Below are 15,232 nucleotides of genomic sequence, written 5' to 3'. Positions count from 1 at the left end.
GGACAGGAAGGTAGAGCACGATGCCGGACGACCAGAAGCTCGTCGAATACCTGAAGTGGGTCACCGCCGACCTGCACCAGACGCGCCGGCGCCTGGAAGAGGCCGAGTCCGGGAAGCAGGAGCCCGTCGCGATCGTCGGGATGGCGTGCCGGTTCCCCGGCGGCGTCGGCTCACCGGAGGGACTCTGGGACCTCGTCGCGTCCTCTTCGGACGGGATCACGGAGTTCCCGGTGGACCGCGGCTGGGACCTCGCCACGCTCGCCGGTGACGGCCAGGGCCGCAGCGCGACCACCGAGGGCGGTTTCCTCGACGACATCAGCGGTTTCGATGCGGGGTTCTTCGGGATTTCGCCGCGGGAGGCGCTGGCGATGGATCCGCAGCAGCGGTTGCTGCTGGAGACTTCGTGGGAGGCGATGGAGCGCGCGGGCCTCGATCCGGGCACTTTGCGCGGCAGCCGGACCGGTGTGTTCGTCGGCACCAACGGCCAGGACTACGCGAACCTCGTCCTCGCTTCGGGCGAGGACGTGGAAGGCCACGCGGGCACCGGTCTGGCGGCGAGCGTCGTCTCGGGTCGCATTTCTTACACGTTCGGCTTGGAAGGCCCGGCCGTTACGATCGACACGGCGTGCTCGTCGTCTCTGGTGGCCTTGCATCTGGCGGCGCAGGCGTTGCGTTCCGGTGAGTGCTCGATGGCGCTGGCCGGCGGAGTGACGGTGATGTCGACCGCACTGGGCTTCGCCGGGTTCACGCGCCAGGGCGGGCTCGCCACCGACGGGCGGTGCAAGGCGTTCTCCGACGACGCCGACGGCACTGGCTGGTCCGAAGGGATCGGCATGCTGCTGGTGGAGAAGCTGTCGGACGCGGAGCGTCTCGGCCACCAGGTCTTGGCGGTGGTGCGGGGTTCCGCGGTGAACCAGGACGGCGCGTCCAACGGCCTCACCGCCCCCAACGGCCCGTCGCAGCAGCGGGTGATCCGGGCGGCGCTGGCGGGCGCAGGTCTGTCCACTTTGGATGTTGATGCGGTGGAGGCGCATGGCACCGGCACGGTGCTGGGTGATCCGATCGAGGCTCAGGCGATTATCGCGACGTATGGGCAGGATCGGGAGATCCCGTTGTGGCTGGGCGGGATCAAGTCCAACATCGGTCACACCCAGGCCGCGGCCGGGGTGGCCGGGGTGATCAAGATGGTGATGGCGATCCGGCACGGTGTGCTGCCGGAGACGTTGCACGTCACGGAGCCGTCGTCGCATGTGGACTGGTCCGCGGGTGCGGTGTCGTTGCTGACTGAGCGAGTGGAGTGGCCGGAGGTCGGCCGCCCGCGCCGCGCTGGAGTGTCCTCGTTCGGGATCAGCGGGACCAATGCGCACATCATCCTGGAGCAGGCCTCCGAGTCGGAAAGCACCGTGAGCACGGTTGTGACCAGCGGTGTGCTCCCGTGGGTGGTTTCGGGCAAGGGCATACCGGCCCTGCGCGACCAGGCCGACCGGCTGCTGGCCTACGCGAAGGAGAACCCGGGGATCGCCGCGGCGGACATGGGTCTCTCCCTCGCCACTACGCGCACCGCGTTCGACCGGCGTGCGGTCGTGCTGGGGGAGACCCGGGACGAGCTGCTCGCCGGGCTGGCCGATCTGACCGGCGTGGTCACCGGTACGGCCGACGTCGAGGGCCGCACGGTGTTCGTCTTCCCCGGCCAAGGCTCGCAGTGGGCCGGGATGGGCGCCCGCCTCGCCGAGGAGTCGCCCGAGTTCGCCGAGCGCCTCCAGGAGTGCGCGGCCGCGCTGTCGTCCTTCGTGGACTGGTCGCTGCTTGATGTGCTGCACGAGGTCGAGGGCGCGCCGTCGCTGGACCGGGTGGACGTGGTCCAGCCGGCGTCGTGGGCGATCATGGTCTCCCTGGCCGCGTTGTGGCGCTCTCGGGGAGTCGAGCCGGACGCGGTGGTGGGGCATTCACAGGGGGAGATCGCCGCGGCGGTGGTGTCCGGCGCACTGTCGCTTGAGGACGGTGCGCGGGTCGTCTCCCTGCGCAGCAAGGCGATCCGGGACACCCTGGCCGGCCGCGGCGGGATGATGTCGATCCCTCTGCCGCCGGCCGACGTCGAAGCCCGGCTGGACGGCCGGGCGATCTCGGTCGCGGCGGTCAACGGGCCGAAGTCCGTGGTCGTGTCCGGCGAGCCCGGCGCGCTCGACACGCTGTTCGAAGAGCTGACGGCCGAGGAGGTCCGGGTCCGCCGGATCGCAGTGGACTACGCGTCCCATTCCGCCCAGGTCGAAGACCTCGAAGCGGATCTGGCGTCGCTGCTGGCCACGGTGACTCCGCGCGAGGCCGAGATCCCCTTCTTCTCCACAGTGACCGGTGACTGGCTCGACACCACGACGATGGACGCCGGGTACTGGTACCGCAACCTGCGCCAGGCCGTCGGGTTCGAGCCGGCCGTCCGCGCCCTGCTCGGGCAGGGCCACCGCGCGTTCGTCGAGGTGAGCGCGCACCCGGTGCTCACCGGCAGCATCCACGAGACGCTCGACGAGACCGGCGGACCGGCCGTGGTCGCCGGGACCCTGCGCCGTGACGCCGGTGACCTGCGGCGATTCCTGACCTCGATGGCGGAGGTGTTCGTCCGCGGGGTCGGCGTCGACTGGGCGCCCGCGTTCCCCGCCGGCGCCCGCCCGGCCGGCCTGCCGACCTACGCCTTCCAGCACGAGCGGCACTGGCCGCGGGCGGTGCCGCCGCAGTCCGACGCGCACGGCCTCGGACTGGTCTCCGCGGACCACCCGCTGCTCGGCGCCGCGGTGTCGCTCGCCGGGTCGGACGGGCTGCTGCTGACCGGGCGGCTGTCGCTGGCGACCCACCCCTGGCTCGCCGACCACCGCGTCGGCGGCCTGGTGCTGTTGCCCGGCACGGGTTTCCTGGAGCTGGCCATCCGCGCCGCGGACCAGGCCGGCTGCGGCCGGATCGACGAGCTGACGCTGTCGATACCCCTGGTGCTGCCGCCGGAGGAAGCGGTGGCGATCCAGGTGCGGGTCGGCGCCCCCGGCGACCAGGACCGCCGTGACCTCCAGATCTTCTCGCGTCCCGTGGACGCTCCGGCGGACCAGGAGTGGACCGAACACGCCACCGGTGTGCTCTCTTCGGCCGAGCGGGCGACCGGGTTCGACGTGAGTGCCTGGCCGCCCGCGGACGCGGTGCCCATCGACCTCGACGGCTTCTACGACGGCGGCACCTTCGGCCCGGTCTTCCAGGGCCTGCGCGCGGCCTGGCGGGACGACACCGCGGTCTACGCCGAAGTCACCCTGCCGCCGACTGCCGAAGACGCCGAGGCGTTCGGGATGCACCCCGCGCTGCTGGACGCGGCGCTGCACGCGGTGTCGTTCGTCGATCCCGAGACGGCGGGCAAACTCCTGCTGCCGTTCGCGTGGACCGGTGTGTCCCTGCATGCCGGCGGCGCCTCGACGCTGCGCGTGCGCCTCGCCGGGATCGGCACCGACACGGTCTCGCTCGCGGCAGCGGACATCGAGGGGGAGCCGGTGCTGTCGGCGGACTCCTTGGTCCTGCGGTCCGCGTCCACGGCACTCGCCACCGGGGCGCGTGCGGACCGGCAGCCGCTGTTCCGGGTGGAGTGGACGCCCGTCCCGGCCGCCTCGGCCCCCGGCACGCGCTGGGCGATCGTCGGCGGCGACGAGTTCGGCTTCGCCGCTGCAGCCAGCCTCGCCGGTGACGTTGTGACGTCCTTTGTGGACTCTCCGGACGAGGTCGCCGGCGCGGTGCCGGAGGTGTTCCTGCTGCCGGTCAAGGGTGACCTCACCGCGGGCGGCCCGGCTTCGGTGCACGCGCTGACCGCCCGGGCCCTCGGCCGGATCCAGCAGTTCCTCGCCGACGACCGCTTCGCCGGCTCCCGCATGGTCGTGGTGACCCGGGGCGCGATGGCCGCCGGCGGCGAAGACGTCACTGACCTCGCGGCCGCCGCGGTGTGGGGCCTGGTGCGCTCGGCGCAGACCGAGAACCCGGGGCGGTTCCTGCTGGCGGACCTCGACGACACGGAAGAATCAGCCGATGCCGTTCCGGCGTTGCTCGGCGCTTTCGAAGACGGCGAGTCGCAGGTCGTGGTGCGCGAAGGCGTGGTCAGCGCGGGGCGGCTCGCCCCACTGGTGCCGGGTGACGGCCTCCTGCCGCCGTCCGACAGTCCGTGGCGCCTTGACAGCAGCCACCGCGGCAGCCTCGAAAACCTGACCCTGCTCGCCTGCCCCGAGGTGCTGGAGCCGCTCACCGGACGTCAGGTCCGGATCCGGGTCGCCGCCGCCGGGGTCAACTTCCGCGACGTCCTCAAGGCTCTGGGCATGTACCCGGGCCGTGACGGGCTGATGGGCGCCGAGGCCACCGGGGTGGTGACCGAGATCGGCCCCGACGTCACGTCGGTCAAACCGGGCGACCGGGTGCTGGGCATGATCGACGGCGGGTTCGGTCCGGTCGCCGTGGCCGACGAGCGTTACCTCGGCCTGGTGCCCGAGGGCTGGTCTGACGAAAGCGCCGCCTCGGTGGCGCTGGTGTTCCTGACCGCGTACCACGCGTTCGTCGACCTGGCCGGGCTGCGCCGCGGCGAAACCGTTCTCGTGCATGCCGGCGCGGGCGGCGTCGGCATGGCCGCGATCCAGCTCGCCCGGCACCTCGGCGCCGAGGTCTTCGCCACCGCGAGCGAAGGCAAAGGGGACCGGCTGCGCGCCCTCGGCGTCGCCGACGATCACATCGCGTCCTCACGCACGACCGAGTTCGGCCCGCGGTTCCTGGAGGCCACCGGGGGACGCGGCGTCGACGTCGTGCTCAACGCCCTCGCCGGGGAGTTCGTCGACGCCTCGCTGGCGGTGCTCGCGCCGGGGGGCCGGTTCGTCGAGATGGGCAAGACCGACATCCGCGAAGGTCTCACGGACGTGGACTACCGGGCGTTCGACCTCGGCACGGTCACGCCGGAGCGGATCCAGGAGATGCTGGGAGAACTGCTGGAGCTGTTCTCCGCGGGTGTGCTCGAGCCGCTGCCGGTGACCGCCTGGGACGTGCGCCGGGCCCCGGAGGCGTTCCGGTACATGAGCCTCGCCCGGCACATCGGCAAGATCGTGCTGAGGATGCCGAGGGCGTGGGACCCCGGTGGAACCGTCCTGATCACCGGGGGCACCGGGGCGCTCGCCGGGCAGCTCGCCCGGCACCTGGCCGCCGAACGCGGGGTGCGGCACCTGCTGCTCGCGAGCCGCCGCGGCCCGGACGCGCCGGGGGCGCTGGAGCTGCGGGCCGAGCTCATCGCGCACGGCGCCGAAGTCACGATCGCCGCCTGCGACACCGCCGACCGCGCCGCGACCGCCGAGCTGCTCGCGTCGATCCCGGCGGCCCACCCGCTGACCGCGGTGGTGCACACGGCCGGGGTGCTCGACGACGGCGTCGTCGCGTCTCTGACCCCGGAGCGGCTGGACACCGTCCTGCGGCCGAAGGTCGACGCCGCGTGGCACCTGCACGAGCTCACCGCGGGCCTCCCGCTCGCCGCGTTCGTGCTGTACTCCTCGGTCTCCGGTGTGACCGGCAGCCCGGGACAAGCCAACTACGCGGCGGCGAACGTCTTCCTCGACGCGCTGGCCCAGCACCGCCGGGCCCACGGCCTGCCGGCGACCTCGCTGGCGTGGGGCCTGTGGGAGCAGGCGAGCGAGATGACCGGCGCGCTCACCGGCAACGACGTCAAGCGGATCTCCTCGGCCGGGCTGCCCGCCATCGGCACCCGCCAGGGCATGGCGATGTACGACGCCGCCACGGTTTCCGACGAGGCGCTCATCGCGGCGCTGAAGGTCGGCGCCGCCGGGATGGGCCGCCGGGGCGAGGTCCCGGCGCTGCTGCGGGGACTGGTGCCGGCGGGACGGCGGGCGGCCGCGTCCGGCGCCGAGGCCGTCTCGACGGAGAGCCTGCGGGACCGGCTCCGGGGGCTCGGCCCGGCCGAGCAGGAGGAGCTGGTCCGGAACCTGGTGGTGGACTACGCCGCCGGGCTGCTCGGGCATCGCGACGCTTCGGCCCTCGACCCGGACCGGGCGTTCCTCGAATCGGGTTTCGACTCCCTGATCGCGGTGGAGCTGCGCAACAAGCTCGCCGAGACGGCCGGGCTGCGGCTGCCTTCGACGATCGTGTTCGACCGCAAGACCCCCTCGCAGCTGGCTTCCTGGCTGTGCGGTGAGATCACCGGCGACCTCGGGGCTGCTCCCGTGCGGGCAGCGAAGACCCGGCCGCGCGAATCGGACGAGACGCTGGAGAAGCTGTACTTCGGCGCGCTCGACGCCGGCAAGACCAAGGAGGCCATGCTGCTGCTCAAGGCCGTCGTCGCGCTGCGGCCGACCTTCGAGGCCCCGGCCGAGCTGGACGAGCTGCCGGTACCGGCCACCCTGTCCGACGGGCCGGAGGAGCCGCGGCTGATCTGCGTCAGCGCCCCGGTGGTCACCGGCGGGGTCCACCAGTACGCGCGGATCGCGGCCCAGTTCCGCGGCCGGCGCACGGTGTCGGCGCTGCCCCTGATCGGTTTCGCGACCGGGGAGGCGCTGCCAGCCACCCCGGCGGCGACGGCGAGGATGATCGCCGAGAGCGCGCTGCAGGCCAGCGACGGGAAGCCGTTCGTGCTCGTCGGGCACTCCTCGGCCGGCGCGCTCGCGTACGCGGCCGCCGGCGTGCTGGAAAACACCTGGGGCATCAAGCCCGAGGCGGTGATCATGCTCGACGCGCTGAGCCTGCACCACCGCGGCGACGAGAGCGTCGACTTCGACAAGATCGCCCAGGACTACCTGGGCAGCCTGGAAACGTCGGCGGTCGTCCCGAACGTCGCGCGGCTGTCCGCGATGAGCCACTACTTCACCATGGTGGCGGGCATGGAGTTCCCCCCGCTCACCGTGCCGACCCTGCTGGTCAAGTGCGCGGTGCCGTTCGCGGAAACCCGGGCGGACGCGGTCACCGAGTCCACCGTGCCCGCCGACACCGTGCGCATCGTCGAAGCCGACCACTTCTCGCTCGCCATGGAGGATTCGGCGGTCACCGCCGAGGTCATGGAGGACTGGCTCGGCTCGCTGGTCCTGGCCCGGGGATGACCGGGCGGTGACATGGAAACGCCCCCGTGCTGGAGCACGGGGGCGTTCTCGCGGGAGGTCAGTGCGGGGTCACCACTTGACCGGCAAAGCGTGCAGCCCGAACAGGATGCCGTCGTACTTGAACGGCAGGTCCTCGATCGGTGCCGCGATCTCCAGGGCCGGGATCCGGGCGAACAGGGTCCGGTAGGCGATCTCCATCTCGGCCCGGACGAGGTTCTGGCCGAGGCACTGGTGGACGCCGTAGCCGAACGCCACGTGGTGGCGGGCGGCGCGGGCGGGGTCGAACCGGGTGGGCCCGGCGAACGCGTCGGCGTCGTGGTTGGCCGCGGCCACCAGCGGGACGATGCCTTCGCCCGCCTTGACCAGCCGGCCGCCGATCTCGACGTCTTCGACCGCCACGCGGAGCGCGACCAGGTCGGCCACGGAGTGGAGCCTCAGCAGCTCTTCGACGACGCGGGGGTCGCCGATCCATTCCCGGTGCGACAGCAGGGTGACCACGCCGAGCGAGATGTTGTTCGCGGTGGTCTCGTGGCCGGCGATCAGCAGCAGCATCGCGACGCCGGACAGCTCCTGGGGTGTCATGGCGCCCGAGGCCAGCAGCCGGCTCAGCAGGTCGTCGGCGGGCCGCTGCTGCTTGAGCGTGATGAGACGGGTGATGTAGCGCAGGATGTGCTTGCCCGCGGCCTCGCGCTCCTCGTCGGTCGAGGCGAAGCTGACCAGGGTCCGGGTCTTCGCCTCGAAGAAGTCGTGATCGGCGTAGGGCACGCCCAGCAGCGCCGTGATCACCAGCGAGGGCACGGGAAGCGCGAAGCCGGCCACGAGGTCGGCCGAGTTCCCCGCGGCGAGCATGGCGTCGACGCGCCCGTCGACGACCCGCTGGATCTCCGGGCGCAGCTCCTTGATCTTGCGCACGGTGAACTCGGGGATCAGGGCCTTGCGGAACCGGCCGTGCTCCGGTGGGTCCATCCCGACGAACCAGCCCGGGACCTGGTCGGCGGCCGGCACCCCGCCGGTGCGCCCGAAGTTCGGGAACCCGTCGTGGGCCGGGTTGGAGCTGATGCGGCGGTCGGTGAGCACCGTGCGCACGTCCTCGTGGCGGGTGGCCAGCCAGACCGTCCGGCCCTCCGACAGGGTGGCCTTGACCAGCCCGTCCCGGGCGCGGATCTCGGCGTATTCCGGCGGCGGGAACGGACGCCCCGCCCGGCGAGCCGGAAAGTCGACGATGTTCGGTTCGACGCTCGTCATTTCCTGTTCCCTGGTTGGTTTTCAGGCGTGGTGGAACGCGCGGATCCGCCCGCAGATGAACTCCTGGCCGGCTTCGGTGAGCCCGGTGTGGGTGGGCAGGTAGAACCCGTCCTCGCTGAACCGGCTGGCGTTCAGCGAAGGCCAGCCGGGGTCGAGGTAACCGGGCTGCCGGCTCATGGGCTTGAAGAACAACCGGGTCTCGATGCCCGCGTCGGCCAGGAACGCGCGCAGCTCGTCGCGGCGTTCGGCGCGCAGGTCGTACATCCACAGCACGTCCCGGGGCGGCATCAGGGTGATCCCGTCGATCCCGGCGAGGAAGTCGTCGTACCGCTTCTCGATTCCCCTGCGCAGGGCCAGGATCTCGTCCAGCTGCTCGGTCTGCGCGAGCGCGACGGCGGCCTGCATGCTGGTCATGCGGAAGTTGTAGCCGACCTTCTTGTGCAGGAAGGTGTGGTCGGAATCGAAGGCCATCGCACGCAGGTGCGCCATCTGGCCGGCCAGCCTCGGGTCTTCGGTCAGGCAGATGCCGCCCTCGCCCGAGGTGATGATCTTGTTGCCGAACAGCGAGAAACAGGCGATGTCGCCCACCGGGCGCACGCCGTGCGCCTCGGCCGAGTCCTCGACCACCCGGAGGTTGTACTCGTAGGCCAGGGTCATGATCGCGTCCATGTCGCAGCGCCGGCCGTAGATGTGGACGGGCATGATGACCTTCGTGCGCGGGGTGATCTTGGCTTCGATGAGCGAAACGTCGATGTTGAGGTCGTCACCACAGTCGACGAAGACCGGGGTGGCGCCGGTGTAGGTCACCGCCCACGCCGACGCGATCATGGTGAACTCCGGCACGATCACCTCGTCGCCGGGCCCGACGCCCAGCGCCCGCAGGGCCAGGGTGAGCGCGGTGGTCCCCGACGAGCAGGCGACACCGTGGGCGATGCCGTGGTAATCGGCGAAAGCCTGCTCGAACCTCTTGACGAACGGTCCCTGGGAAGAGATCCAGCCGTCGGTGATCGTCTCGGTCACGTATTCCAGTTCGCGCCCTTCGAGCCAGGGCTGGGAAACCGGGTATTGGATCGCCATCGGCTCCTCGATCGGTCGGGTTCGGGCCGGTCACTTCAGGGACGGGGAAACGAGCACCAGGTCGGCGGCGGCTTCACGGCCACCGGCCGCCCGCTGCTGCCGGGCGAAGAACTCGGCCCGCGCACGGAAGGAGTCTTCTTCGATGACCCGGGTGAGCTTGTCGACGACGTCGTCGGGATCGATCGTTTCGGGCCGGTCCAGCGTGAGGCTGACCCCGAAGTCCTCGCCCCGCACCGCCTGGTCGTAGCAGTCCACCCACAGCGGCCGCACGACGAGCGGCTTCCCGAAGTAGAGCCCTTCGTGGTAGCCGTTCCCGCCGGCGTGGGTGAAGAACACCTTCACGCTCGGATGGGCGAGCACGTCGAACTGGGACGGGACCCAGGTCTCGATGCGCAGGTTGCCGGGCCGCTCCTCGGCCGGCGGGAGGAACTCCTGCTGGTCCGCAGGCAGCTTCCAGAGGATCTGGTGCCGGCCGTCGAGGCGGCGCGCGACCTCCACGAGGGACTCGACCTGCTCGCGGGTCAGCCGGGTGATCGTGCCGAATCCCATGTAGACCACGGAGCCCTGCCGGTCGAGCCAGTCGGACACGCGGTGGTCGCCGGGGGACTGGGGCAGCGGGGGCACCATCGCGCCCACCAGCCGCATTTTTTCCGGCACCGGGAACGGATAGTCGAGCCCGGTGACCGAATAGGACAGGATCGACTCGGCGGCGTCGATGCGGGCCATCTGCCCGCGCGCCGCGTCGGAGATGCCGAGCTCCTTGCGGATCGGCCCGTCCTGGGCCATCACCTTGGACAACGAGGGGTTCAGGAACATGGCCAGCGTGCGCAGCCTGAAGATCCGGTTCGTGATCCGCTGGGCCAGGGTCATCCGGTAGGGCAGACCGGAGTGCGGCACCGGGAAGCCGGGCGGGGTGTGGCTCCGGGAGAACGGGGTGTGCGAGGTCAGCACGTTGCTGGGCATGAACGGCACACTGAGGATGAACGGGATATTCCTGGTGATCGCCAGCTCGACCGCGAACAGGCTCATGCTCTCGACGATCATCAGCGCCGGCTCGATCTTGTCCACCGCGGTCTCGAGCGCGCGGTACTTCGCCACGCGCAGCGCCGGGTCCACGGTGTGCCGCAGGACCGCGCGGTGGGCCTTGAACCGCGAGGACTGGGTGACCGCCCGGTAGGTCTCGTCGTCCCAGGTCACCGCCGACATCTCCGGGACGACCTCGCCGAGGGAGGCGAACTCCACCGGCGTCCGCTCGGCGATGGCTTCGATGTCAGGGCGCCGGGGCTCGTCGGTGGCGAACCAGAGGTCTTCGACCCCGCGACGGGACAGTTCCCCGGCCAGGGTCAGCAGCGGGTTGAGCAGCCCGCTCTCGGGTGAGCTGACGAACAGGATCGGCCGTCGGGTCGAGTCCATGAAGACAACCTTTCCGCGCTTCGCGGGTGGTGACGCCGGGTGTCGCGACGCCGGTGCTCCGGTGCGCGACCGTCCCTTTGTCCCACGGCCCGCCCCGGCAAATTCCTAGTCTTTCCCCGTCTTCGCGCCTTCCAGCGGAGCGGGCCCGCGGGTTTCTGGCCATTTCCAGGAACCCGGCTGGTGACACTGGACGCCGGCGGCAGATCGGGGAGAAGGGCCGCGTTGGCTTGAAGTCGAAGGAAGAGGTCCGACCATGGCGAAGATTTGCGGCATCGACAGCGTCCGCACTCTCGAGGAGTGGGAAGCGGACGCGGTCCGGATGGCCGACGAGCTCCTGGACCGGGGGGTGAGGAGGTCGGACCGGGTGCTGCTGAAGGCCGGGAACTCACCGGCCTACCTGACCGCGCTGCTGGCGCTGATGCACGTCGGCGCCTCGCTCGTGCTGATCGACCACCAGGAGCGGGCCGAGACCACCGGGCACCTCATCACACAGGCACGGGTCAAGTTCTGCGTCACCGATGACGACACCGTGCTGCCGGAAACCGGCGTCCCGTGCTTCTCCCTGTACGAACTGCAGCTCGCCGGGGCGGGCCGCCCCGCCACGTCGGCCGACCTGAACGTCAAGCGGTGGTGCGACCTTCCCGACGGCCTGCTCATGTTCTCCTCCGGCTCGACGGGCATCCCGAAGGCGATCGTCAAGACCGGCGGGTCGTTCCTGGAGAACCTGCGCCGCAACCTCAACCAGGTCGGGCACGTCGAGGACGACGTGCTGGTGCCGCTGCTGCCGTTTTCCCACCAGTACGGGCTTTCCATGGTGCTGATCGCCTGGCTCACCCGGTGCTCGCTGGTGGTGGCGCCGTACCGGCGGCTCGACCACGCGCTGCGGATGGCCGGCCTCTGCGGCGCCACGGTGTTCGACGCCACCCCCGCTACTTACCGCAGCATGCTCCAGATCGGCGCCCGCCGGCCCGCCCTGATGCGAGTGCTCGCCGAGGCCCGGATGCTCTGCGCCGGCGCGGCCCCGCTCGATCAAGGACTGGTCGGGCAGTACCTCGACCAGGTCGGGCATTACCTGCTCGACAGCTACGGCAGCACCGAACTCGGCAACGTCGCCTTCGCCACGCTCGACAACCCGGTCGCGTGCGGCCGCGCGGTCGAGGGGGTGCGCCTGAAGGTGGTCGACGACAACGGCGACGAGCTGGCCCCCGGCGAGGTCGGTGAGGTCATGGTGCTCACGCCGGACGTCATGGCCGGATACCTCGACGAGCACGGTGAGATCTCGCCGATCGAGCGCGGCTGGTTCGCCAGCGGCGACTTCGGCCGGCTCACCGAGGACGGCAGCCTCCACATCCTGGGCCGCAAGCGCGCCGTCCACCGGATGGGCTACACCCTCTACCCCGACATGATCGAGCGGCGGATGAGCGAGGCGGGCTGCCGGGCCAAGATCGTGGCGATCCCTTGTGAACGCCGGGGTTCGCAGCTGATCGCCTTCGTCGAGGACGACCAGGACCTGGGGATCGAGCACTGGCGCGCGGTCGCCGCGGCGGCGCTGCCCGGGTACGAGGTACCGGACCGGATGGTCGTCATCGAGAGCTTCCCGCTCAACCGCAACGGAAAGCCCGACAACAAGCGGCTCGAGGAACTGGCGGTCTCGGCGTGAGCCCGGCGGGGGAGGCGAGCGCCGTCGTCTTCCCGGGCATGGGCTCGTCGACCTTCGGCGAGGTCGGGCGGTTCATGGTGCTCGACCGCTACGCCCGCCGCCGGGTCGAGGTGGCCGACGAGGTGCTCGGTGAGTCGCTGCTCGCGCGTTTCCGGGCCGCCGAAGGGGTCTACGACGCCTTCGCCCAGGTGGCCTTCCTGGTCAATTCGCTCGCGCTGGCGGACCGGGCCGAGCAGGAGCAGGGGCTGCGACCGGACTTCTGCGCGGGAGTCAGCTTCGGGCAGCGCGCGGCCGCGGTGTACGTCGGCTCGCTGGACTTCGCCGCGGGGATCCGGCTCACCGTCGAGCTCGCCCGCTGCGAAGCCGAGTACTTCGCCGAGCAGCCCGACGACCTGGTGACGCACTGCTTCGTGCGGGTCCCGGACGCGCCGTTCCGCGAACTCGTCGGCGCACTGTCCGCGCGGGGTGAATGGGCCGAGCTCTCCGGCCACCTCGACGAGGGCGCCTACCTGGTTTCGGTGCGCGCGGACGTGCTCGGCGAACTGGTCGCCGGGGTCCGCGCGCTCGGCGGCTACTCGATGCAGACGATGCGGCCGCCGGTGCACGCGCGGCGGTTCGCGCCGCTGCGCGCCCGCGCCGAAACCGAGGTGCTCTCCCGCTTCCCGCTCGCCGATCCGTCGATCCCGGTCATCGCCGACCAGGACGGCCGCCGGATCGGCTCGGCCGCCGGGCTGCGCACCCTGCTGGCCGACACCTTCGACCGCCCGATCGACTGGCCGGCCGTGGTCCGCGGGCTCACCGCCCACGACGTCGGCACGGTCTGCGTGACGGGCCCGGACCTGCTGTTCCATCGCCTGGACGTGACCACCGCGAACTTCCACGTGGTCCCGGTGACCCCGAAGTCCGCCGCGAAACCCGTGCTCGTTTCCTGACCGGCCTGCGAAAAAGGCGGGTTCCCCGCGGGGAACCCGCCTTTTCGCCGTGCCCCGGGTGCGGGGAGTCAGCGGGGCAGGTCGATGGGGGCGAGGTCGTGGAAGCGGTCGCCGGGGCCGGGATTGGCCGGGTCGGTCCGGCCGCCGAGGTGGTCGAGCACGCCCCAGACGGCGTTGAGCGCGGTGGTCACCGCGCCTTCGGCGAAGCCCGCGGTCCAGGAGATGTCGTCACCGCAGAGGAAGAACCCCCGCTGGGCCCCGGCCGCGCCGTCCTGGACGAACTGGGTGAACAGGCGGCGCTGGTAGCGGTAGTGGCCGGGCAGGCTGGCCCGGAAGGCGCCCATGAAGTGCGGCTCGCGCTCCCAGGTGATGCTGATCGGGTCGCCGATCACGTGCGAGGCGATGTCCACGCCCGGGTAGATGTCCGCCAGCCGTCGCAGCAGGACGGACACCCGCCGGTGGTCGTCGAGGGTGAGCAGCTTCGACGAGTCGTCGTTCCAGGTGTAGGACAGGCACATCACGCCCGGCCGGTCCGGTCCGTCGTCGAACAGGTAGACCCCGCGCGGGGAGCGGTCGGTGAGCGTCATGCCCATCACGTCGTGGCCGGTGCGCGGATCGGTGTCCAGCCAGAACGGCCGGTCGGTGAGGACGAACACCTTCGAGGAGTTCATGTAGTGCGTACGCTCGACCGCGGTCCATTGTGGAGTGCTGAGCAGCTCCGGGGCACAGTCGATCTGGCTGAGCAAGGTCCAGACGTGGGGGGTGAACACGGCCGCCGGGAACTCGCGCGTCACCCCGGCGCTGTCCTCGATGACGATCCCGCCGCGGCGCGCGATCTTCGTGACCGAGGGCCGCGGGGCCCCGGAGTTGAGCGAGGCCAGGGAAGTCCCGGCCGGCCAGTGCTTCAGGTCCGCCGGTTCACGCGTCCACAGGCCCGAAGGAATCTGTTGCGCGCCACCGACGATGCTCACCTGGTCGTCGTCCGCGTGGGTGTAGATCACCCGCAGGATCTCCAGGATCGAATTGGGGAAGTCGGTGTCCCAGCCGCCGGTGCCGAAGCCGACCTGGCCGAAGATCTCGCGGGTGTGGAAGGACTCGAAAGCCGAAGAGCCGGCCAGGAAGCCGTAGAACGACTGATCGTCCATTTCGGTCACCAGCCGGTTCCAGATGGACTTGATCGCCCGGACGTCGCGGCGCCGGATGGCGTCCTCCATGGACGAAAGCTCGGCCCGGTCCTGGAGGGCCTTGTCCCAGGCGTCGGCGACCTCCTGGTAGACGCTCGGCAGTTCCCCGGGGGTCCGCACGTGGTGGACCACCCCGCCGAGGTCGATCACCGTGCTCGGGGTGCAGGCGGCCAGCGGGTTGGGGAAGGGGCGGGTCCGCAGGCCGAGTTCGCCGATGTAGTGGAACAAAGTGCTGGCCGACGGCGGGAAGCGCATCGCCCCCAGCTCCGCCAGCGAGTCCGGGTGGCCGGCGAAGGCGATCGAACGCATCCGCCCGCCCAGCTCGCCGGCTTCGTAGAGAATCGGGCGCAGGCCCAGTTTCATCAGCTCGTACGCGGCGACCAGGCCGGAGATCCCGCCGCCGACCACGGCGACCGGGGTGCCGAGCCGGTGCTCCGGCAGGTGCCCGAGCCCGGCCGGGTGCCGGACCCAGTCGTCATAGGCGAACGGGAAGTCCGGTCCGAACATCGTCATGGGTTTCGGGGTGGCCAATGTCATCTGGTTACCTCTTCACCGGTCCTGGTGCTGCCCAGACTGGGGCAGGCGATCGCGGGAAAACACCAGAGACGCACCGGCGCACTGGGC

At 71.2% G+C, this 15,232-nt stretch carries 7 protein-coding genes; 3 read left to right on the top strand and 4 right to left on the bottom strand.

Going from position 1 to position 15,232, the window contains the following annotated elements:
* The first annotated feature begins 20 nt into the window (after positions 1–20).
* Positions 21–7,097 carry an SDR family NAD(P)-dependent oxidoreductase gene (locus OG943_RS13995; RefSeq protein WP_328610184.1) on the top strand — a complete coding sequence of 2,359 codons (7,077 nt, stop codon included), beginning with the start codon at positions 21–23 and terminating at the stop codon, positions 7,095–7,097.
* A gap of 69 nt (positions 7,098–7,166) precedes the next feature.
* On the opposite strand, the gene OG943_RS13990 is transcribed toward OG943_RS13995, so the two are convergent.
* From OG943_RS13990 to OG943_RS13980, 3 genes are read right to left on the bottom strand one after another with little or no spacing between them, the layout of a single operon-like run.
* On the bottom strand, positions 7,167–8,342 hold the full coding sequence (locus OG943_RS13990; protein ID WP_328610183.1) for a cytochrome P450: 1,176 nt from the start codon (positions 8,340–8,342) through the stop codon (positions 7,167–7,169).
* A 21-nt stretch (positions 8,343–8,363) separates the two neighbouring features.
* Positions 8,364–9,419 (bottom strand): DegT/DnrJ/EryC1/StrS family aminotransferase, encoded by a 1,056-nt coding sequence (locus tag OG943_RS13985; RefSeq protein ID WP_328610182.1) that lies wholly within the window; start codon positions 9,417–9,419, stop codon positions 8,364–8,366.
* A gap of 30 nt (positions 9,420–9,449) precedes the next feature.
* Entirely contained in the window at positions 9,450–10,832 is a 1,383-nt protein-coding gene (locus OG943_RS13980) for a glycosyltransferase (protein ID WP_328610181.1), read from the bottom strand.
* Positions 10,833–11,085: 253 nt separating this feature from the next.
* Here OG943_RS13980 and OG943_RS13975 point away from each other — a divergent pair, with 253 nt between their 5' ends.
* Together OG943_RS13975 and OG943_RS13970 are read left to right on the top strand one after the other, a co-directional pair.
* Positions 11,086–12,492, top strand: a complete 1,407-nt coding sequence (locus OG943_RS13975) for a class I adenylate-forming enzyme family protein (RefSeq protein WP_328610180.1) — start codon at positions 11,086–11,088, stop codon at positions 12,490–12,492.
* Complete coding sequence (locus tag OG943_RS13970; RefSeq protein ID WP_328610179.1) at positions 12,489–13,424, top strand: ACP S-malonyltransferase; 936 nt, start codon at positions 12,489–12,491, stop codon at positions 13,422–13,424. The genes OG943_RS13975 and OG943_RS13970 overlap by 4 nt, the downstream gene beginning before the upstream one ends.
* 68 nt (positions 13,425–13,492) lie before the next feature.
* Here the strand turns inward: OG943_RS13970 and OG943_RS13965 are convergent, their stop codons facing one another.
* Positions 13,493–15,145, bottom strand: coding sequence for a flavin monoamine oxidase family protein (locus OG943_RS13965; RefSeq protein WP_328610178.1), 1,653 nt, complete (start codon positions 15,143–15,145; stop codon positions 13,493–13,495).
* Between the last annotated feature and the right edge of the window lie 87 nt (positions 15,146–15,232).

Origin of the sequence: Amycolatopsis sp. NBC_00345 (assembly GCF_036116635.1) — a bacterium.
In the GTDB taxonomy this organism is placed as follows: Bacteria; Actinomycetota; Actinomycetes; order Mycobacteriales; family Pseudonocardiaceae; genus Amycolatopsis.
Note: the sequence above shows the minus strand (reverse complement) of the source record. Positions and strands in the feature narration are given on the sequence as shown.